This is a genomic window from Desulfosediminicola flagellatus, assembly GCF_005116655.2.
GTDB classification, from domain to species: Bacteria; Desulfobacterota; Desulfobulbia; order Desulfobulbales; family Desulfocapsaceae; genus Desulfopila; species Desulfopila flagellata.
Genome location: NZ_CP050698.1, coordinates 5,648,049 through 5,670,632, shown reverse-complemented (window position 1 = coordinate 5,670,632; position 22,584 = coordinate 5,648,049). Strand labels below are relative to the sequence as shown.

The 22,584-nt window shown below is 43.0% G+C and carries 12 protein-coding genes; 10 read left to right on the top strand and 2 right to left on the bottom strand.

Translation table 11 applies throughout. From position 1 onward, the window contains the following. Positions 1–164 precede the first annotated feature (164 nt). From FCL46_RS23475 to FCL46_RS23430, 10 genes are all read left to right on the top strand, one after another. On the top strand, positions 165–5,390 hold the full coding sequence (locus FCL46_RS23475; RefSeq protein WP_136809606.1) for a DEAD/DEAH box helicase: 5,226 nt from the start codon (positions 165–167) through the stop codon (positions 5,388–5,390). Further along, positions 5,387–8,227: a helicase-related protein gene (locus tag FCL46_RS23470; protein WP_136809605.1), complete on the top strand. Its 2,841-nt coding sequence runs from the start codon at positions 5,387–5,389 to the stop codon at positions 8,225–8,227. The genes FCL46_RS23475 and FCL46_RS23470 overlap by 4 nt, the downstream gene beginning before the upstream one ends. A gap of 10 nt (positions 8,228–8,237) precedes the next feature. Continuing rightward, positions 8,238–12,296, top strand: a complete 4,059-nt coding sequence (locus FCL46_RS23465; RefSeq protein WP_167506010.1) for an Eco57I restriction-modification methylase domain-containing protein — start codon at positions 8,238–8,240, stop codon at positions 12,294–12,296. 83 nt (positions 12,297–12,379) lie between these two features. After that, complete coding sequence (locus FCL46_RS23460) at positions 12,380–13,570, top strand: DNA cytosine methyltransferase (protein WP_136809603.1); 1,191 nt, start codon at positions 12,380–12,382, stop codon at positions 13,568–13,570. After that, complete coding sequence (locus tag FCL46_RS23455; protein ID WP_136809602.1) at positions 13,570–14,586, top strand: hypothetical protein; 1,017 nt, start codon at positions 13,570–13,572, stop codon at positions 14,584–14,586. Before FCL46_RS23460 ends, FCL46_RS23455 begins: the two co-directional genes overlap by 1 nt. Beyond that, positions 14,586–15,302: an endonuclease III domain-containing protein gene (locus FCL46_RS28970; protein ID WP_420811249.1), complete on the top strand. Its 717-nt coding sequence runs from the start codon at positions 14,586–14,588 to the stop codon at positions 15,300–15,302. Before FCL46_RS23455 ends, FCL46_RS28970 begins: the two co-directional genes overlap by 1 nt. Beyond that, entirely contained in the window at positions 15,274–15,420 is a 147-nt protein-coding gene (locus tag FCL46_RS23445) for a hypothetical protein (protein ID WP_153307141.1), read from the top strand. The genes FCL46_RS28970 and FCL46_RS23445 overlap by 29 nt, the downstream gene beginning before the upstream one ends. After that, complete coding sequence (locus tag FCL46_RS23440; protein ID WP_136809601.1) at positions 15,417–18,059, top strand: AAA family ATPase; 2,643 nt, start codon at positions 15,417–15,419, stop codon at positions 18,057–18,059. The genes FCL46_RS23445 and FCL46_RS23440 overlap by 4 nt, the downstream gene beginning before the upstream one ends. A gap of 2 nt (positions 18,060–18,061) precedes the next feature. Continuing rightward, positions 18,062–19,330, top strand: a complete 1,269-nt coding sequence (locus FCL46_RS23435; RefSeq protein ID WP_136809600.1) for an McrC family protein — start codon at positions 18,062–18,064, stop codon at positions 19,328–19,330. A 105-nt stretch (positions 19,331–19,435) separates the two neighbouring features. Beyond that, complete coding sequence (locus tag FCL46_RS23430) at positions 19,436–20,557, top strand: type I restriction enzyme HsdR N-terminal domain-containing protein (protein WP_136809599.1); 1,122 nt, start codon at positions 19,436–19,438, stop codon at positions 20,555–20,557. 228 nt (positions 20,558–20,785) lie between these two features. Here FCL46_RS23430 and FCL46_RS23425 read toward each other — a convergent pair whose 3' ends face one another. Together FCL46_RS23425 and FCL46_RS23420 are read right to left on the bottom strand one after the other, a co-directional pair. Next, on the bottom strand, positions 20,786–21,532 hold the full coding sequence (locus FCL46_RS23425) for an HNH endonuclease (RefSeq protein ID WP_136809598.1): 747 nt from the start codon (positions 21,530–21,532) through the stop codon (positions 20,786–20,788). A gap of 24 nt (positions 21,533–21,556) precedes the next feature. Next, positions 21,557–22,576, bottom strand: coding sequence for an HNH endonuclease (locus FCL46_RS23420; RefSeq protein WP_136809597.1), 1,020 nt, complete (start codon positions 22,574–22,576; stop codon positions 21,557–21,559). Positions 22,577–22,584 lie beyond the last annotated feature (8 nt).

Here is a 22,584-nt window from a genome sequence, read left to right as displayed (position 1 = left end):
TGCTTGATAGATTATGAGCCTGTATGTTTTTTCTAAATGTGTTTTAATTTGTGCAAATAACCAAAACTTACTATTCTTATTGTGATCTTTCCTTGTTAATTTAAATACTTGATAATCTCATAACACTTCTCGATTTACGGTAAATTTGAACTTTTGGAGCAGGCATGGATGTCTTTAAATATGGTGATGATATTGTCCAGAACTACAGTTCTTTCACCAGAAGTTTCAGTAAGATAAGGTCTGAGGACATCAAGGAGTTTGTGGATGGGGAATACGACTCAAAACGATACTGGCCTGCTCCACTGATACAGTTAAATCCCTCGTTTGTTGCTGCACCTAATGTTGATCAGCTAGTCGCACAGGGGAAATTACACCCCACTTGCCAAAATATTTTTCGGTTTGATAGGTCGCCCGGGTCACAAGGAGTCCCTCTCACTCTTCATAAGCATCAGATGGATGCTGTTAATATTGCACAAACAGGCGAGAGCTACGTCCTTACAACTGGTACGGGATCAGGAAAATCACTCGCCTACCTTATCCCAATCATCGATAAGATCCTGAAAAATCGGAAATCAAGCCCTCCCTCGATTAAAGCCATTATTATTTATCCCATGAATGCCCTGGTTAATAGCCAGTTGGAAGAACTGGATAAATTTCTTGGTCATTATGGTGAAGGTAAGCCTGTTACGTATAATCGATACACAGGGCAGGAAAGCCAGACCGAACGTCAGGCTATGGCAGCTAACCCACCGGACATTATCTTGACGAACTACATGATGCTGGAGTTGCTCATGACTCGGCAGGATGATCTGGATAGATCTATAATGCGCTCTGCACGAGGGCTTTCTTTTCTTGTATTGGATGAGTTGCACACCTACAGAGGAAGGCAGGGTGCAGACGTTGCGATGCTGGTTCGGCGTGTCAGAGAGGCTTTGAACTCAAAAGTACAGTGTGTAGGTACATCAGCAACGATGGCCAGTGAAGGTACGCTACAGGCTAGAAATGAGGTTGTGGCTGAAGTTGCAGGGAAAATATTCGGAACTGTTGTCAAAGCAGAGAATATTGTAACAGAAACATTACAACGTCAAACTCCATATGCAGATAAACCTATGGGGGAAGCGTTGGCTTCAGCGGTAAAAGCAGGTCTTCCAGATTTGTCGAAATTTAAAGAATTCAGAGAACATCTGGCTTCAAGCTGGGTTGAGTTGACGTTAGGACTAGCACGCGAAGACGATAGATGGGTCAGAGCAAAGCCTCAAACTCTAAAAAGTGCATCACAAGAGTTAGCGAGTGATAGCAATCTTCCAGTTGAAAAATGTGAAAAGTTCTTACGTGATTTCTTGTTAAGAGCATACCAGTGCCGTGATAAGCGCGGGAAAGCACTCTTCGCGTTTCGTCTTCACCAATTTATTTCCGGTGCTAACACACTTTTCTCAACATTTGAGACAGTAGGTAAGAGACAATTTGATTTAAGCGGTCAGAAATTTTTTCCAGGAGATCGTAATAAGAAATTTTTTGGTGTCCACTTTTGCAGACAATGCGGTCAAGAATACCATCCGGTATGGCATGAACAAGACAAAGGCGGAAACCATTTTAGTCCAAGAAACATTGATGAGCGGGCACATGATGATGATGAGGTAAATTTTGGATTTTTCATCTTTGATCCTGAAAGTTCCTGGGATGAACATGCTCTGGAAAGTTACCCAGAAAATTGGATTGAAGAGTTCAAAGGGAAAACAAGAATCAAATCCAACTTCAAAAAATACAAACCTATTCAATTTTTAGTGAATCCTGCTGGCAGTCCTTCGCAGAACGGAGATTTAGGTTGGTTTATCCCTGGTAGTTTCCGTTTCTGTTTACATTGTGGGGTTGCTCATGCCGCTCGTGGAAGAGACGCAATCAGGCTTACCGGTCTAAGTGGGGAAGGTAGGTCCTCTGCATCTACGGTTCTTGCGATATCTGCGCTTACCTATATGCTGGAACAAGATAACGAGTTGTCTGCACAGGCTAAGAAAATTCTTGGATTTACGGATAATAGGCAAGATGCATCGTTGCAAGCAGGCCACTTTAATGACTTTGTGCAAATTCTTCTTTTACGCGGGGCTCTGCTTTCGGCCGTACAGTGTACAAAAGGAGGATATCTCAGTGATAGCGTAATTGCCCAGCAGGTGTTTGCCCAACTTGGTTTTGATCAGAGCGGAGCTGATTATCTGGAAAACCCAGATGCGAAAGGGCCCGGCAGAAAACGCGCAGAAGAGACAATGCGAAACGTACTTGGGTATCGTCTGTATTTTGATCTGAGAAGAGGTTGGCGATATAACAACCCTAATCTTGAACAGTTGGGGTTGCTGAAAATTGATTATGAAGGATTAAAAGACCTTTGTGAGGATCAGGAAGAGTGGGATAAGACGACGTATCCAGGTCTACAAGCAACGAGCATTGAGACGAGACTACGTGCATTACGTCTTATACTTGATGCTATGCGTCGCAGTCTCTGTATTAAAAGCAGGTTTTTAGACCCTCTTCAGCAAGAACAATTTAAAAATCAGAGTTACCAATATTTGAAGGAGCCATGGGGGTTTACTGAAGAAGAGAAGTTGCAGGAGGCAAGTACGTTTCTCCCTTACTCGAAGCCACCAGGCCTTAAAAATCGTTTTGATATTGTATCAGGCTCATCTCGTTCATTGCTCGGGCAAGCCCTCAAGAAAAAATCAGTATGGGGTGATGACTTTGGTATGCTTGACCCAATCAAGGAGGCAAGTTATCCACTCCTTCTCGCTGACCTGCTAACTCTATTACGCAGTTATGGTCTTGTAGAAAGGGTAGAAGTGGCTAAAGACCTGACAGGTTACCAGCTTTTAGGTGAATTCTTGCAATGGCAGATAACCGAACCCGGTCAACAAGATGATCTGTTAATGTCACACTCTTCAGATAATGCTTATTTTATTGGGTTGTATAAAACGGTTGCAGATCTTTTGCAGAATAGTAAAAGAACTCTCTTTGAAATGGAGGCACGTGAACATACAGCTCAGGTAGATCCTGCAGAACGGGAAGAACGCGAAGGGCGATTTCGTCGCGCAGAATTACGAGCCATGTTCTGTTCTCCGACGATGGAACTGGGAGTGGATATAGCAACTTTAAACACTGTCTATATGCGCAATGTCCCACCAACTCCTGCAAACTATGCACAACGTAGTGGCCGTGCAGGAAGATCTGGCCAACCCGCCTATGTACTCACATATTGTGCTGCTTTAAGCCCACACGATCAATATTTCTTTATCGATCCTGCACGAATGGTCCATGGTCATGTGAGCCCACCAACTCTTGACTTGGCCAACGAGGATCTTGTAGCAAGCCACCTCCATGCGGTTTGGTTAAACGAGACGCGCAAAGTCCTGCCTCGGACTGTCAACGATATGCTCAATATGGAGCAACCGGATGTCATGCCGATTTTGGACGAATTTGTTGAGCAGATGGACACCATAAAGGTCAAGGAGCAAGCATCTGCACGCGGTTTGAATCTTCTTAGAATGCTCGGACCTGAGCTGGAGCAAGCTCGTGGAGTATGGTTAAACCCCACTGACTCAATAGAGGATGCGCTCTCAACATGGCTAGACAAGACTGTGCAGGGGATGTTTCGGGGGTTCGACAAGGCCTTGGATCGGTGGCGGCAACTCTACGCAGCAACATTGCAGCAGTTGAATACTGCTCATAAAATCACAAGTAATCCAGCAGCAAGCGAGCGTGAGCGTAAAGCAGCAGGTAAAAGGTATGGGGAAGCTCAGACTCAGTTGAATCTCTTACTCAATGCAGGTTCTGCTTATAATTCAGATTTTGCGACTTACCGGTACCTTGCTAGTCAAGGTTTTTTACCTGGCTATAACTTCCCACGTTTACCACTCATGGCATATATGCCTGCACGACGAGGTAAGGTCGGTCGGGATAGATTTTTGGCCAGGCCTCGCTTTTTGGCAATATCTGAGTTTGGCCCATTGAGCCTCATCTACCACGAAGGCAGCCAGTATCGTGTCAAAAAAGTAATTCTTGGTGTCAGGGATAGTCAGAATTTAGAGCAACCTGGTTTGACGACGGAAGAAGCCCGACTTTGCCCAAGTTGTGGCTATGGTCATTTTCATCAACAACTAGAAGATGAGAAATGCTGGGCTTGTGGCGAGGATATTGAAGGAGGATTGCATATCAGAAACCTCTTTCGTGTTGAAAATGTTAGCACACAACGGGCTTACCGGATCACCAGCGACGAAGAGGAGAGGACACGGCAAGGGTATGATATGCAGACTACTATTCAGTTTGCAAAAGTAGATAAAAAACTCCGTGTTATTTCGGCAGAAATTACTAGTGGTGATGAGCATATTCTTACCTTGCAATATGCCCCTGCAGCAACAGTATGGAGAGTGAACCTCGGTTGGCGTCGACGGAAGGAGAAATCAATTTTTGGTTTCAATATCGATGCAGCGACAGGGTACTGGAGTAAAGATGAGCAGGCACCGACAGATGAAAATGATGCAGCCGAAAGAGAAGAGAAACAAATCCAAAGAATTTCTCCATATGTCGAAGATCGTCGGAATATCCTCATCGTTCAACCAAGTCAGGATCTTGATGAGCATGTGATCACAACCCTTCAAATGGCTTTAAAGCGAGGTATTGAAGAAGAGTTCCAAATTGAAGAGTCAGAACTTATGGCGGAACCACTACCTCACAGAGAACATCGAAAATCGATATTATTATATGAATCTGCAGAAGGTGGAGCAGGTGTGTTGACTCGACTTGTTTCAGATTCTGGTGCTATTTCACGAGTGGCAGCCAGAGCATTGCAGATTTGCCACTATGAAAGCAAAGATGGCTGGCTAACAGGTACCCCTGATGATTGCGATGTTAAGCCTGAATGTGAAGCTGGCTGCTATCGTTGTCTGCTTAGTTACTACAATCAGATGGATCACGAAATGATAGATCGCCGTAACCCTCAGGTCTTCGATATCCTTTGTGCACTAATCAGGTCGTCAATTAATAAATCAAGTGAAGGACGCAGTGCGGAGCAGCAGACAGAAGAGCTGTATCGCATGGCAAATAGCTCGCTTGAGCAGAGTTGGCTAAAGCATGTTGAACAGCAGGGATACCATAAGCCTGATTCTGCTCAGGTCGTAATCTCCGGCTTTGAGACTAGGCCCGATTTTATTTATCGCGATCATCAGGCAGCAGTGTATATTGACGGGCCTCATCACGAGAATCCAGGTCAGCAAAAGATCGATGACGATATAACACGGCGACTTGAGGATGCGGGTATAACTGTTATTCGTTTTCCTAAGGAAGAGGACCGTTGGCCTAATGTGTTTGCAAAATTTCCGGAAGTATTTGGAGTACCAAAACAATGAATGAAGTGAACTTTCAGCCTGGTAGCATTGTAAGTGCCCGTGGTCGTGAATGGGTTGTAATGCCGCAATCGGAAGGTGATATTCTACACCTTCGGCCTGCGGGTAGCGGTGATGATAGCGTTACGGTTATCTGCAGTTCACTTGAACGGAACCCAGTAATACAGGCAACCTTTCCTCCACCGAAAGTAGAAGAAGCAGGAATCCAGTCTGCAGGTTTGTTGCTTCGTGATGCACTCATGTTGAAATTGCGTAATGGTGCTGGCCCATTTCGTTCTTTCGGCAACATTGCTGTCGAGCCACGAGCGTACCAGTTGGTTCCATTGATGATGGCTCTTAAGCTGGAGGATATCCGACTGCTTATCGCAGATGATGTTGGCATCGGTAAAACTATCGAGGCCGGGCTTATTGTACGGGAGATGATTGACCGGGGAGAGGTGAATAGCTTTACAGTCCTCTGCCCGCCACATCTTTGTGATCAGTGGAAACAGGAATTGAAAAATAGATTCCACCTTGACCCCGCAATAGTGCGAACGAGTACAGCCTCGCGCTTAGAAAGAGGTCTTCCTGCCGGAAGCTCTATATTTACTGAATACCCGTATACAGTTGTCAGCCTTGATTACATTAAAAATAAAAACCGTAGGGATGCTTTTGCAGAACAATGTCCCGACATGGTCATTGTTGATGAAGCACACACCTGTTCGCGAACTGGGCAGGGGCGACAGTTACGATTTGAGTTGTTGAAGGATCTTTCTAAAAAACAATCGCGACATCTCATTCTTCTCACAGCAACCCCACACAGTGGTGATGAGGATGCATTCTACAATCTTCTTAGTTTAATTAGGCCTGAATTTGGCAAATTGAAAGAAGTCGCCTCTGCAGATGATCCATTACGCCGAAAACTTGCAGATCACTTTGTCCAGCGACGAAGGCAAGACATTAAGGAGTGGCAGGAAGGTAACCTGTTTCCAGATAGATACACAGCTGAGACAACGTATAAACTTACCGGTTCCTGGGGTGACCTGTTTCAAGATGTGCTCGATTATACGAGAGAGTTGGTACAGCGGGAGGAAGAAGGCAGTTTGCAGCAGCGTATGAACTGGTGGGCTGCCCTCGCTTTACTCCGTTGTATTTCTTCATCACCCCAAGCAGCCATTCGGGCTCTGAAGACACGACTTGCCAATACTATTAGCGATGAAGGTAATTCAGAGAACTCGATCGAGGTTCTTGATAATAAAGGTGCTGTATCTGTTTTTGATGGTGCTGATGAGTTTGGGCTAGATACTGATGACATCGAGCCTGGTGCTGCTTTGGCTGAGGATGAACAACTTCTTAATAAAATGATTGAAAGAGCGAGATCGTTAAAGAGCTCTGGCGATCCAAAATTAAAAAAGCTCATTGCATCGTTAAAAGAGATTACTGAAGGTGGATATCATCCCGTTATCTTTTGCCGTTATATCGCAACAGCTGAATATCTGGGAATTGAGCTTGCAAAGAAATTTAAGAAGTTCGAGGTGCTTACTGTCACGGGCCAACTAACCCCCCCAGAAAGGCAAGAGCGAATTATGGCCTTACGCGATAGCGAAAAGCCACCAATTCTTGTTGCCACAGATTGCCTATCAGAAGGTATTAACCTTCAGGATTTTTTCACGGCAGTTGTTCATTACGATTTGAGTTGGAACCCAACACGACACGAACAGCGTGAAGGCCGGGTAGATAGATTCGGCCAAAAGGCTTTGGCAGTAAAAGCTTTAATGTTGTATGGCGAAGATAACCCTATAGATGGGGCTGTTTTAAAGGTTATTCTGAGAAAAGCCGAGAGGATCAGAAAAACCCTTGGTGTAAGTGTACCAATGCCAGAGGATAATAACCGTATTAACCATGCAATCATGGAGGCTGTTTTATTACACGGGAAAGCTTCAGCCGCTAGTTTACGTGGCACGCAGTTAAGTTTGTTTGAAACGAAAGCACTGAAAGACCTCGAAGATAGCCTTGATAACGCCTGGGAGTCAGCTAGAGAAAAAGCCAAAAAGCACCGAACAATATTTGCCCAAAATAGACTCAAACCTGAGCAGGTAATGCCCGAGTGGGAGAAAGCTTTTGCAGTGTTGGGGACCGATGAAGACGTAAAGCGATTTGTTCTTCGTGCCTGTGATAAGCTCGGGGCACCAATCGAACAACGAAAAAAAGGTGGGTTCAATGCTCCACTACAACATTTGCCATTGGCTTTACGTGAGCGACTTGAAAGCAGCGGGTTGATGTCGCGTAATAATATTGACTTCGTTTACCCACCTCTACTTGAAAATGCAGAATATATTCACCGTACACACCCACTTGTAACTCACCTCGCCAATTACATCGCAGAGCAAGCATTAGGTGGTAAAAATAGCGATGTTGTCGCCCGCGCAGGAGCAGTATTTACTCAAGACGTCTCAACTAAGGCAACAGTATACCTTCTCAGGCTTCGCTACCGTTTAACAATTAAGCGTTCTAAGCAGGCCAGGGAAATGTTGGCGGAAGAAGCTGTAGCTGTAGCAGTTGTAGGCGACCAGACACGCATATTACCTAAAGCCGAAGCACTGGACTTCATGCAGTCAAAAGTATCGAAAAATATGCCTTTTGAGCGAAGAAGTCGTGAATTAACAACAGCGATCGATAATTTGCCAGACCTATATGAAACGTTTAAATCTATAGCGGCCCAGAATGCTAAAGAACTGTTAGCTGACCATCGCCGTGTGCGAGAAGCTGCAGATGCACGTGGTGAGTACCAAGTGCAGCCACAACTCCCAGTCGATGTTATGGGTGTCTATGTGCTGGTCCCTGACGTGGCACTTTTTTAAGGAATATATAATGGCAAAAATAATTAGTGATACCGGACACCCGGCCATTCGCATAGAGGGCGGTCTTCTTTCGGCTTCAGTGCTCACATCATTGCGGCAGTTTAAGTTGCCGGGCCAGAAATCTGAAGAATATGGTGTTGAAAAAGGGCTAAAACTGAGCGATGAGCTGGGCAGATACTGGCGTATAGCTCAGGCGAGATGGGAGCAATTTAAAGATCTATCTTCCCGGGAAGATCAGGATTCTCACAAAATTACTGTTGAGCAGTGGCTGCTACCTCTCTTTACAAAAGTATTCGATTTTGAAATAGCAGGTGTTGGGCCAATATCAATAAATGAGCGACAGTTTCCTATCACTCATATGGCCTTTAATAAGGCGGTCCCTTTTGTTCTTACTAAGCCAGAACATCTTTTAGATAAGGGTGCTGTAGCTTTTGGAGAAGAAGGTCGAAAACGGTCACCAGCGGGTCTCGCTCAGGAGTACCTTAATGCTGAAGATAACTGTCTTTGGGCAATTGTATCAAACGGGTACACATTAAGGTTGTTGCGAGATAACCCTGCACTCACCCGACCTGCCTATATTGAAATTAACCTAGAGCAGATTTTTGAAGAAGAACTTTATGTCGATTTTACTCTGACATGGTTGCTCCTACATGAAACGCGATTTTCCCCCCAGGAAAGTAGAATAGAAAAATGTTTCCTGGAGCAGTGGAGGGAGCAGGGGCAAGATGACGGGGAAAGAGTGCTTGGTGAGTTGAGCCACGGTGTTACTGAAGCTTTGCGCTTATTGGGTACAGGTTTTGTTACGCACCCCCAAAATAGCGATTTCCGCAAACAAGTTCAAGAAGGCACGCTGACAACAGACCTCTTTTTTCAGGAGTTGCTCCGGCTGATCTACCGTTTTCTTTTTCTATTGACAACTGAGGATAGAGGGGTGCTTCTCGATCCCGATGCAGACGTCCGGCAACAAAAAGTATATAGAGATGGCTATAGCCTTGACAATCTCCGTGAAAGGTCCAGATATCGGCGGTATTGGGACAGCTATGATGATGCGTGGCAGCAGCTGCTCATTACATTTGAAGGATTTTCTGAAGGCCAGCCGCTTCTAGCACAGCCAGCCCTGGGTGGACTGTTTGCAAAGGACCAGTGTAGCCACCTTGAATCAACATTGATTGACAATCGCTATCTCTATAGTGCTATTTTTAAACTTTGCTTTTTTGAAAACAAAGGTGTGCTAACTCGTATCAATTATAGGGATATGGACACCGAAGAACTTGGGTCAGTTTACGAGTCACTCCTTGAATTAATACCAAAGGTAAGGGTTGATGGGCAGTGGCATTTCAGCTTCTTGGGGGATGAGGAAGGTGAGGGGGATGCGGCTGGACACACGCGAAAGCTGACTGGTTCCTATTATACGCCGGATTCGCTGGTCCAAGAATTGATTAAATCTGCGCTGGAGCCGGTGATTGAAGATCGACTGGCTACTAATAAAAGCGACCCCCGAGGAGCATTGCTTGGTATTACAGTTTGTGATCCTGCATGTGGGTCAGGGCACTTTTTGCTAGCTGCTGCTCGACGATTGGCTGCTGGGCTTGCACAAGTGGAGGCGGGGGCTGACCAGCCGACAGAAGCTGACTACCGACACGCTTTACGAGAGGTTATAGGGCACTGCATTTACGGAGTTGATGTTAATCCTTTAGCTGTTGAGTTATGTCGAACAGCGTTATGGCTGGAGGCTGTTGAGCCTGGAAAGCCACTTTCGTTTCTAGACCATCACATTCAGTGTGGAAACAGTGTACTTGGGACAACACCTGCTTTATTGAAGAAAGGGATTCCAGATGAGGCTTTTAAAGCTATTGAAGGTGATGTTCAGACTTGTTGCACTGCGTGGAGGATTCAAAACAAAGGGGAGCGTGCGGGCGTAAGAAAGTTGTGGTCACATGAAGGGAAGCCTTCGTGGCAAACAATAGAGGGCATAGCACGTAATGTTCAATCCCTTGATGCCATAGATGATTCTTCCATAGAGGGTATCAAAAAGAAGAGGGAAAAATACAAAAAGCTAATTGAATCTGATGAGTTTGAAAAGAACAAGTTAGTTTGCGATGCATGGTGTGCAGCTTTTGTGATTAAAAAGGATGATTCAGAAGAATTGCCTTACGTCATTACAGAAGAAGTCTTTCGTAAAATTGAATCGAGTCCAAATAGCACACCTGCTTCTATTTTAGATGAGATATGTGCACTTAGTGAGATGTACAACTTTTTCCACTGGCACTTGGAGTTCCCGAATATCTTTAGGTTGGCATCTGAAGGGGACTTACCAGAGAATGAGTTAACAGGTCTTAATGGTGGATTCGATGTTATTTTAGGGAACCCTCCTTGGGAAAGAGTCAAGCTTCAAGAGAAAGAGTTTTTTGCAGGAAAAGATGATTTTGTTTCAAGTGCTAATAACAAAAGCGCTAGAGTAAAAGCAATTAAGGCACTAGAGGAGAGAAACCCAGGGTTATTTAAGGAATTTCAAAATGCCAAACGTACTGCGCAAGGGATAAGTAATCTCCTTCGAGAATCTGGCAGGTATCCTTTGTGTGGGAGAGGGGATGTTAACCTTTACGCAGTATTTGCAGAATTAAATAGGGCTTTGATGGGAGCCCAAGGATATGCGGGTTTTATTATTCAAAGTGATATTGCAACCGGAGATACTTACAAGCTTTTCTTTGAGGATTTGTTGCAAAAAAGACAGCTTATAAGCTTCCATGATTTCCAGAATAAAGAGAGGCTTTTCGCTGGATTAGATACTAGAAATCCACATTTTTGTTTAGTGACACTTTCTTCAATTAGAATAAAGCATAGGGCCAGTTTCTCGTTTTGGAACACTAACCCGACCCATCTTCTAGACCATGAAAGGCGGTTTACTATTAGTTTTGATGAGTTAAGTTTGTTAAACCCCAATACAAAAACTTGCCCGGTATTTAAAAATAAAAAAGATTCAGAGTTAGCTCTATATATTTATAAAAGATTTCCTGTGTTGGTTAATGATATTTTAAACGAAAATCCATGGGAAATTAGTTTTAATAGAATGTTTGATATGGCTAATAGCTCTAACTTGTTCCGTACTAAAAAAAATTTGTTGGAGACGGGTAATGAGTTAATTGGGAATATTTTCAGGGAAAAGACTGGTGGCGCGACGATTGAATATCTTCCCTTGTATGAGGCAAAAATGATACATCAGTATAATCATAGGTTTGGTGATTATGCGAATCATCCGCCTACATCAAAATCGAATAAATTGCCTCCAGCTTCTAATGAACAGCTGAAGGATCCTTTTTTTACCGTGACACCTAAATATTGGGTGAATAGTAATGATGTGAAAGATCGTTTACCTTTCCAAGTTTCAACATTATTTGGGTGGCGTGATATAACTAACGCTAGGAATGAACGAACTGTAATCGCAAGTGCCATCCCAGTTTATGGTGTAGGAGACAAGTTCTTGTTGTATTTTTGTAAAGGAGGAAATGAAGGAAATTTGTTGGTATTGTCCATTTTGAACTCACTTATTCTTGATTTTATTGCTCGCCAAAAATTCATAGGAACATCATTTAAATATTATTTGATGAAACAATTGCCTGTTCCAAGGCCTGAAAAATTTGATGAAAAATGCGCGTTTCTTGGAGGGGGGAAAAGATTTAAAGATTTTATTATCCCAAGGGTGTTAGAGTTAGTACGGACATCCGTGGATATGGATGGTATTGCAAGTGGGGAAATAAGATTAGATAAGTCGAAGTATGAATGGGACGAAAAACGAAGATATGATGTAAGGTGTGAAATAGATGCAATACTATTTTATATATATTTGGGTGGAGAGAGTGGATGGGGGGACTTGATGCCAAATAGCTTGTCTGATTTATTTTCAACAAAACTTGATGCTGTGGAGTATGTATTGGATTCTTTTGAGATATTGAAAAATAATGAAACGAAAAAGCATGGCAGGTTTCTCTACAAAGAAAGAGTGTTGAGTATTTACGAATCAATGATGTATGCGATGAGTAATAATACAGTTTATAATGCTGATGTGTAGTGTTATGTAATCTCAAAATATTTGCCGAAGATGTATTTCATGTTTGTTATTAACTATTGCATTTTTAGCTGTAAAGATAAGGTATGTTAGAAAAAACTGCGATTGGATTGTTTTGTGGATGTGGTGGTATGGATTTAGGGGCAGAAAAAGCAGGGTTTAAGATCTTAGATGCTTTCGACACTGACAAAGATGCTATAAAAACCTACAATCATAACCTTACAGGGAAGGCAAGGCTTGTAGATATTCTACAACTAAAGCACTCAACGCTTCCCAAGAACGTAGATTTGGTAGTCGGAGGGCCTCCATGCCAAGGGTTCTCTACTGCAGGGACGAAAAGACTCAATGACCCGAGAAATCAGCTTTGGAAAACATATTTGGATGTACTCAAAACTGTTCGTCCCAAAGGCTTTATTTTGGAAAATGTCCCTGGCTTTTTGAAAAAAGCATTTCCGTCATTTTGTAAAGCTTTAGATGTTGAATTATCAAACAGCTATATTGTTGAATCAAAAAATATTTATACACAATTTTATGGTGTGCCACAAAGAAGATACCGAACCATCGTTATTGGAGTGAGAAGGGATTGTTTGTCTTTTGTACCCTGGCCCAAGCCTGAAACAAGAGAATTTGGCAATGAGCGTAAAAGGCATCCAGCATTAATTTCCATTCTTGAGGCATTACAAGACCTTGGGCCAGCGAATCCCGTCATTGATTTGGGTGGAGAGGCTGAGGGTGTTGATCATGTTTTTTTACCTCTTGAGGCAAAGCATTACGAAATATCAAAACATATTCCTAATGGTTGTTCATTGAAAAATATTCCAGAACAAGCTTTGCCAGCCCCATATAAAGGGAGAGAACGAAAAGGAAACCCGGGTTGGTTTTGGTACTATCGGAAGCCATTTACAGATCTTCCCGCACGTACTGTTTTAGCGAGTCTTGGGCCAACATTTAGTCAAATATTAGCGCCGGATATTTGGGTAGAGCGTGCAAATGACGAATGGAAGTGGCAACCAGTAAATCATGAAAAATATATTGATAGTCAAGGGCTCTATACTACACCAGTCTCACCAAGAAGACTTACTGTGAGAGAATGTGCTCGATTGCAAACGTTCCCTGATGATTTTTATATATTTGGTAACATTAGGGCAAGGTATAGACAAATTGGTAATGCAGTTCCTGTAGAGTTTTCAAGAAGACTAGCTTTGGCATTTAGCATGGCACTTGATGGGAATTTTGCTCCAGTTTCTTCTGCACAACTTCCTTTGGAGTTTGTTTAATGAGAAAAGTGACAGGAAGACCCCATGAAGAAGTTTTACAATGGGCTGAATCATATTCGTGTGCTTCTAGGAGACTCGATTCGAATATAACAGCCACTAAGGTTGCCTTGCTGTTTGACCATGATTTGCGTATGTACTGGAACTTGTGTGCACTTTCTCGTAGTAAAAAAGCTGATCAATTATTGGCTAAAAAAGCACATAAACTGCTTTTTACGACACGAGTGAAAATTGAGAGACAGGTTGCTTTCGCCATTTTTGCTAGATTGGAAAGGTATCCAGAAGAGAGAAAATATCTTGCAGCGGGGAAATTTTTTGGTCGCAGCTTAAAACAAGGTCTGAGCCTCCGATTACCGCTTTATAGTTGCAAACCAACAGACTCTTGCTCTGGTGCTTGCTATGCGCATGACGGATTAGATGCCTCAAGGGCTTCCGTTGTTAGAGGAGTCTTTAATGGTGTTCTGGCTGAGTTGTATGAGCGTGGTAACCGCCAAGAAAGAGATGAAATTGTTAAACTTTTAACACCGCATTGTGACTCTGCTATACGGGCAGCTTACAGAGAATTAGATAAGTTACCTCTAGGTTGGCAAAGGGCGCCGCGAATAAGGTTTGCTCACGTAGGTGAAGCTGCAGCATATCCAACATTTTCTTCCGCGATAGCAAAGTATTTTAAGGTAAAAACTAATGGAGACATGGCATGTACTGTCTATACAAGGCACAAGGATGCTGTTGCACTTCCACCATCATTATTCATTGTGAATTTTACCCTTGACCGAGATAGCCTGGGGGAGCGAAAAAAGTGGGTACCCAGCTGGGCACGAACTGTGTTTTCAGCTTTTGACGGTGTGCTTTCAAGCGAAGCAGCAATCAATTTCATAGAACACCACCAGAATGGGTATTACGCAGAACCTAGCGGTGAAGGTGCACTCTGCCCAGCCACTTCGCCACTGGTTGAAGAACACTTTTGTGATTCTTGTAGGTGTGACTTCTGTTTCAAAGTGCCGGAGAAAGGGAAGTAGTGCGTAGTACCGAAGTCTGGAGCAGGTTGGGGAGGAGTTCAAAACGGTGTAAGGAAAAGTGTTTGTGGTTAGACCAAGTTCTACAGGAAAATTATAGGACACCAGACCTTGGCAACCTCCCTGACCCGCTGGACGAGCTGATTTTCATCTTACTCAGCAAGAAAACTCCTCCCAACCGCTACCTGCCTTTCTTTTTAAAATTAAAAACCGAGTACAACCCCTGGGAAAAGTTATTGTCAACAGACTGCAATGAGTTAACCGAGGAACTCCGTCCATTAGGACTTGCGAAACAGAGATCAGCGCAGCTGAAAAAATTAGTTGACCAACTATTTGAAACGACAGGTTGTGTCGATTTAGGTTTCCTTCGGGATCTAACGTGCGAAGCTGCTCGTAAATACCTGCTGACTTTGCGAGGGGTAGGAGAGAAGACAGCACGTTGCGTTCTTATGTATTCACTCGGGCACGATATTTTCCCCGTTGATACACACTGTCTCAGAGTTCTTACCCGTTTGGGTTTGTTGCCCCCAAAATGCTCTCTGGCAAAAGCCCACAGCTTGGTTGACGGCTATTTACCAAAGGGAATTTCACACAGCTTACATGTTAATTTGGTTGTACACGGGAGGGGTTGCTGCACTGGCTATATACCGCTCTGTGAAGAGTGTCCCGTAATGTCGAGGTGTAATAGGAATGGGGTTGGGGTACGTATCCAAACGTAAAGATATAGTGTTCGGCACGGCGTCTCCTCTTGGGCAGCATGTTATTGTCGATATCAAGTTTTTCAAATGGCGAACTACCGGCGGAATTGAAGTGAGGCAAATTAAGGTAACAATATGAGTAGATATTGCGGTGAGCATGAGATCGGAAAAATTCTTGAAGCCGCTGAATACTGGCGACAGTCAGCATTTTTGTCTGATGGTTCTGTGTTTAGCAAAAAAGTTCTTTGGAATTTGAAATCTTTTGAAGCTCTAGAGAAATTTTTTATCAATAAGTTGGATAGTGGTGATGGGAATTTTTACGATAAGCTTTACGGGCAACTTGAACCGACTGGGCCCGAAGTAAAGCAGCTTGCAGCAGAAATTCTCTGGTTAATGTTGCTATGCCCCAGCAACATTACAGCGCAGACCAAACAGGATGGTATTAAAAAAATTTGGTCTTGGGGAGAAGAGGAGTTACCTGACCAAGCCCAGTGGTTGTTTAATGATACCGTTTTGCACGGTGTCGGGAGTGCAGGTACAGCCTACAACACGAACCGCTGGCGAGAGATGGTTTTCGTCATCCGCGTATTGCTTAGTTTCAAGAAGCTAGATCATCATCTACGTGAAGCTTTACTGGCAGATCATATAAAATTTGCAGAATGGTTGGAGTTGATACCTGAATGTGGCGCTCGGCAATTTCGGCACATGCTGCTTTTTTTGCTTTTTCCTGATTATTTTGAGCGGATCTTTGGTGGAACTGATCGACAACAGATTGTTATGAAGTTTCGAAACAAGGCTAAAGCTCAGGTTAAGAAACTATCTGCACTGGATATCGATAAGGTGCTCTCAGCTATACGGCAGGAGCAAGAGAAAAGCTTCGAACGAAAGGAACTGGATTTTTATCTACCTCCGCTGCAACAGCTTTGGAGTGAAGAGAGAAATCTTTCCTGGTTATTTACCTGGAACCCTGCAAATTGGCAGTGGGATACACTTGCTCAAGACCGGGAGATGACACATAAGGGGAAAACGGTTACGCATTCATGGTCGTGTGCAAACAAAAGTGCCCAGATTGGCGATAAAGCTTACCTGGTTAGAACAGGTACAGAACCAAGAGGAATCGTCGCTGTAGGGAATATTGTTTCTGAGGCATATGAAGAGTTTCATTATGATGAGCAGAAAGCCGCAGAAGGGAAGAAGCGCTGGTGTGTGGATATCTCATTCTCCCGGATTCAGGATCCGTCTGTAGGAGATAAATATATATCAGCCAAAGAGTTAGCAGAAATTGATGCTGATAACCAGCACTGGTTTCCACAAAGTTCAGGTATTGAGATTAAAACGCGTTCGGCTGCTTTGCTCCAGCAGCTCTGGCATGAACGTATCGAGAAAGGGCAAAGTGGTATGGATGGTGGGGCGTTTGAGATGGTAGCCATCAAGGACCCTGTTAATCTAATACTATATGGCCCTCCAGGTACCGGAAAAACCTACCATCTCAATAAACTCGCCAATCAATATACCAGCAAGCAGCAATCAATAGGTTACGAAGTCTGGTTGTCGCAACAGGTTGCGGGGGAATCATGGTTTAACGTAACATTTGCCGTTTTATATGAGCTAGACGGGGCCGCAAGTGTTTCAGATATCTTGGCCCACAAATTTGTGCAGTTGAAGGTTAAAGCTAATGTTCGGACACGTAATGTTCGGCAGACTTTATGGAGTGTTCTTCAGACGCACGCAAGGGAAGATTCTGAGACGGTTAAATATAATAAGCGTACTGCACCTCTGGTATTTGATAAGGATGAAAATAGCAGGTTCCTTTTGGTGGGTGATTGGCAGGAAGAGTGTACTGAACTCATAGATATGGTCAAGATGTGGAAGCAGGGACCTGATGAGAAAGTAACCGAACAGAGATATGATTTTATCACTTTTCACCAAGCCTACAGTTATGAGGATTTTGTAGAAGGTATTCGACCAGTTCAGGACGAAGAGAATGGTGAAGGGCTTACATATCCGGTTGTTGCCGGGATTTTCCGGCGAATTTGCCAGCGTGCTCAGTTTGATCCTGCCCAGAGATACGCACTTTTTATTGATGAGATTAATAGAGGAAATATTGCCAAGATTTTCGGAGAACTCATTACTCTCATAGAGGGCGATAAACGGACTATATATGCCGTAGATGGCACATTACAGTCTGGAATGGAGTTAACCTTACCCTATTCAGGTGATAAATTCGGAGTGCCGAAAAACCTCGATATTTATGGCACAATGAATACTGCTGATCGCTCAATTGCCCTACTGGATACAGCATTGCGGCGTAGGTTCAGGTTTAAGGAGTTGATGCCAAATCCAGCGGTTATAAATGGATCGCGTGGAGATGGATACATTGAAGATGGAGAAGGCGGTGTTATTAACCTGAGAGCAATGCTGACGGTAATGAACCGAAGAATTCGCTTTCTGCTTAATCGAGATCTTATGCTGGGGCACGCCTATTTCTGGAATATTCGGGATTTTGAAGGCTTAAAAGATTTGTTGTTAAATCAGATTATTCCTTTGCTTCAGGAGTATTTTTATGAAGATTGGCACAGGATTCAGCTCGTTTTACGAGACGTCGGGCCTGATGGAAGTAAATTAGAGCCGCAAATTATTTGCCATGAAGAGTTGAAAGAGATTGAAGTGCTTGGATTTGATCATGATGACTACGAGGATATTATAGAGTATTCAGTATCCAAGGCTGAAGATATAAGCCCTGACGCTATACGAAAAATTTATGAGGAAGGTTCCTGAGGGTGGAAATCCTTTCTGTCAAAGAGCATGAAAAGCTCCCTGTTGTTCAAAAGCGTGAAGTGGGGGTGCATGCTTTGTCTGTAACTCAGGCGAATGCTTTGGGACGTATGGAACAGCATTTGCCAGCTGGCACTTTTCGCTGGGGGCACCATTCGGTGAAGTTTGCACAGTATTGTGGGGTTATTGCTCTTGGTGGTTTGACTCTTGAAGTATTGCCGAAGATTCATGGCAAAGAGGAAGATCCTGGTGCATGTCGGCAAGCTCTTATCCGTATGTTGTACAGAGCAAAGCGACTCAAGCCTGCACGCGGAGTTGGAGCATCAATTTCGTTACAAAAGCACTCATTGCTGGATATTTTTGTTCTGCACTTTTGTAATCAACTGCATGCAGAGTTAATGCAGGGCATGATTCGTAGATATATTGAGAAAAACGAGAATTTAGGGGTGATCAAAGGACGGCTAAGAATAGGGCAGCAGGTGAAATTTAATGTGGCTCATAAGGAGCGACTATTCTGCCAATTTGACGAATTAAGTGCTGATAACCCTCATAATCAGATTCTTAAATATGTTTTAAGAATGATTCTTCGTCTACCACTTGGCGTTAATGCACGTAAGCAAGTGGCAGAATTGCATATGCGTTTTGAAGCAATCTCCGATTTTCATCCCAATGTATCAGATTTAGATAAACTTAGCTTTGACCGCTCTACGAACCGATACAAAGCAATATTCCAGCAATGTAGATGGTTTTTATTGGGATTGCATCCTGATGTTCTTGCAGGTAAGCATACGTCATTTTCTCTTCTCTTTGATATGAATAAACTTTTTGAGGCATATGTTGCCTCTGAGTTACGAAAATATGCCTGGCGATATGGACTGAGACTTAGAGAGCAGGGGCCTCAAAAATATTTTGTTAGACGTGATGATATAGACAAACCAGCTTTTCTTCTCAAGCCCGATATGGTTTTGCTGGATGAGGCTGGCGGCTATTTTATGATCGGCGATGCCAAGTGGAAGCTCCTGGATGATAAGGAGCGAAAGTTAGGTGTGACACAAGCTGACCTTTACCAAATAGCGAGTTATGCACTGCGATATGGTGTGGATCAGGTTGCTCTTTTTTACCCACGTCAAAAACGATTACAAGAGGAGATTCAGATGACAATACAAGGTAGTCATGTGACACTTCATGTTATCCCTGTGGATATTGTCAACGGGTTGCAACTGGTTGGTTCTCTTTCGTCTATTTTTCAGCTTAATATAGAAAAATCAGCATGATTTCATATCGTGTAGTTGCGAATTGAAAAACAGAAGTTTCTGGGTGGTTAATTGGCGTAAAGTTTAGATAAGTTTCTGAAGTACATCACAAAAGGAGAAAAATTCGTGCCGCCAAAACCGTATTACGATATTAACCCTGACGCTTCATTGTTTGGAAGAAAAGTAGAAAAACCCGAAGAGAAAATCAGACAATGGATGTTATTTGAACTCATGTCAACATATGGGATTCACATTAATAACATCGAAATCGAGCGAGTGGTTAAGGTTGGCACCAGAAATCATTTTGCCGATATAGTTATTTTGAGGGAGGGGGCACCATATGCTGTCATTGAATGTAAACGATGGGAAAACAGAAAGAGCGAGATAGGCATGCAACAGGCCATTAGCTATGCAGACGCCAACACAATCAAGGCACGCTATGCGGCTTTTACCAATGGTGATATTTGGGAAGTTAAGACGAAGATAGGGGAGGAGTGGGTTGATATACCCGACCTGCCCAAATGCATTGATGATGATTACCTGCTTGATTTGGATGTGTTGATAAGTTCGATGAATCACATCATGCCTCTCCTCTATTGGATGAACCAGGAGGTCCCGCCATCATCAGCTCGTACCTACATATCATGTATGCAGGACTTATTTAATGGGTATACGTTTCCTCTCTCTTTTTTGGATGATGAATTGCTCTTTGGTACGGATAATCTTCTAAGAGTTATATGGTCAAAAGGTGGAAGTGGGCATCCTGATTATCTTCATAATAAACTTGTTGCAGCATGCATTAGTTATTCGGAATTTCTAAGTAAACATGTGAAAGATGATGTCGATAATGAATGGATAAAAGGCGAGGATTTGAGGCAGCTGACTATTGTATTCAAGCACAAGTTTGAGAAGCTCGCACAAAACTCTGCTGGGTTAAAGTGTGAAGAAGTTTTACACATCCGTTTTATAGCGACTCTATTCCAGTATCTTTCTAGGCAAATTAGTTCCACAAAACATGGTAGTGAGTTTCAGACTATTCCTGCTGTGCTAACAACAGCTTTTCAGGAGTTGGTGGGGTATTTGTTTCAAGTTCACCTTCATGTCCGTTTCCCCGATCCTATTCTTGAGGAGAGCTCCACCGATTTACGAGTGATGTGTGACCAGGCCTGGGGGCAGTTTGAAAAGGGTGAAATTGAATCTGAAAGATCAATTTTTTTTACATTGAGAAAATGTTTTCTAAGAAATTAATGGAGTGGTATTTGATGAGCTAAGGTTTTTAATACTATCTTGAAAACAGATGATTGGTCGTCGTTTTTTGTGGGCGCTGACTCCATCAATAGTTTGAAATAGTTAAAGAAATAAACGCATTCGACGAGACATCTACCCCCCCCCAATTTCTATTTCATTGCATTTTCCACCAAGCCAATGCAATGAAAGGCAAAGACATCGCTTTAGATTTGGTGTTTGGCTGATTAGCTAAACCCGAAAAATATTTTCCCGATGATAGGATAGAAACTCTTGATCTGGGGCGAAACGGTTTGGTAAATTTATTTTTATTCCGATGAAATTTGTCAGAATTTTCGACTCTTCCGCAGACGTATTGGTAATTCTAGTCGAACCCTTCACTTTATAGTTTTCATCAATCGTAATGAGACCAACATCAAAAGCTTTATCATGCAGTGGGTTCAGACACAGACCGTTCTTTGGGTTGGTTCGATTTCTTACATCCTTGGACCACGGCACAATGTGACTGGCGACAAGTAGTTCTGGAATAGATAATCCTGTTATACAACAGGCCCCATATGATGCAATAATTGTACGACGGAAAAAAGTTTGGTTAATCCTGGCTTTTACAACTGTATCTCTTGTTCTACCTTCTGGAATTACTAATAGCATTTCGAATTGAATTTCTTTGTTTTGAATTTTTGAAAGTGCTAGTTCGCTTTCGTAGGACATCATTTCCCAGTTATCAAAAAAATCACTCCAGACTTTTCTATCAAGTTTACTAACATTTGATGCTCCTTTACGAGGAAGCGACTGATCAATGCTTGCAAAATTGGCTAGCTTATAGCTGATAGAACCAGGTGTTCGACCTAAAAGATTCGCCAGCTCAATTATTTCTGGATTTCGTACATGTATTTTTCCAAAAGGTGTTTTGCAGTAAAGGTTAATAGCCAATAAAAGTTCATCTCTTGACCAGGGTTTTCGTTTTAAGTCACTCATGTTGGAATTTTTTATTTTGTATTATTAAATATATGGGTTCGAGCTTTTGTTCCGATAACGTTTTTCTTGATGCCATTTAAAACTCTCAAGATCCGGCCAGTACCTGCTCTCGCGAGGCCGAAACATTGGTCTGTCTGAAAGGGTCATGATATGGCCGGGGAGGTTGTGATCCCTCATAACGTCCGGTGAGATTTTGACATGGTATTGGCTATTCACCGTCATTAAGCCCTCGTCAAAGGACCAATGGCAAATTTTGCAGAGCGCCATGCCATTAGTCGGATCATCGTTGTAGCTCACGCTCCACGGTTTAATATGGGCTGCGTCAACAACTGTACGACCTTCAGGTGTGCGCATTTTGATGCCGCATAGAGCGCAGCGGTGATCGTAGAGGGTAACAATTGCTTTACGAAACCCCTGATCACGTACTTTTTCCTGCTGGTTAATGGTGATTTCTGCGTGGTTGTATGGGGCCGCTATTTCGGCTACTTGAGGATTTTTTCGAGGTGCTGTTTTAAGGAGTGTGTCAGAGTATATTGAAGATTGGCAATTGATAACTGATTGCTCACTGACCAGTTGTTTGATTTCAGGTGCAAAATAGGTCTGTACCAGTATTTCCCGAAGTCTTTCCCTTGAGGTTGGCATTTGGAGCAGCACAAAGAGTTCTTTATCAAGCTCTACTCCATAGAAAGAGTCTCGAAATTGGTGTATTGAACTGATTGAACCATGAGGTTGGGGATTATCCGCTTTGGGTTTGAGCGTCCAGAAAGCAGAACTTTTTAGGTGGTACATTGGTAACGCCATGCTGGCCTTACGGGTCATTGGAGGGAGTACTTCAATGTAACGTTGAAATGTTTCTGTGAGCTCAAATGTAGGTTCAATGAAGTTTCGTGTTATCTCACCAGAATTGATGTGATCAAGAATAGAAAGTAAGAGAAAGGGCTTATAAGGTGAGCAGTAGTTGGTTTGTTTAGTCCAAACCTTTCTGTTCTTATTCGGATTTAACTGAGTAAATGCTTGCAGGTAATAGTCCAGTCTTCCACACATTGGTTTAC

Bases quoted from the DNA above. Each gene is read 5' to 3' on its own strand.
- FCL46_RS23475 (WP_136809606.1), top strand. From the start codon at position 165: ATGGATGTCTTTAAATATGGTGATGATATTGTCCAGAACTACAGTTCT.
- FCL46_RS23470 (WP_136809605.1), top strand. From the start codon at position 5,387: ATGAATGAAGTGAACTTTCAGCCTGGTAGCATTGTAAGTGCCCGTGGT.
- FCL46_RS23465 (WP_167506010.1), top strand. From the start codon at position 8,238: ATGGCAAAAATAATTAGTGATACCGGACACCCGGCCATTCGCATAGAG.
- FCL46_RS23460 (WP_136809603.1), top strand. From the start codon at position 12,380: ATGTTAGAAAAAACTGCGATTGGATTGTTTTGTGGATGTGGTGGTATG.
- FCL46_RS23455 (WP_136809602.1), top strand. From the start codon at position 13,570: ATGAGAAAAGTGACAGGAAGACCCCATGAAGAAGTTTTACAATGGGCT.
- FCL46_RS23445 (WP_153307141.1), top strand. From the start codon at position 15,274: ATGGGGTTGGGGTACGTATCCAAACGTAAAGATATAGTGTTCGGCACG.
- FCL46_RS23440 (WP_136809601.1), top strand. From the start codon at position 15,417: ATGAGTAGATATTGCGGTGAGCATGAGATCGGAAAAATTCTTGAAGCC.
- FCL46_RS23425 (WP_136809598.1), bottom strand. From the start codon at position 21,532: ATGAGTGACTTAAAACGAAAACCCTGGTCAAGAGATGAACTTTTATTG.
- FCL46_RS23420 (WP_136809597.1), bottom strand. From the start codon at position 22,576: ATGTGTGGAAGACTGGACTATTACCTGCAAGCATTTACTCAGTTAAAT.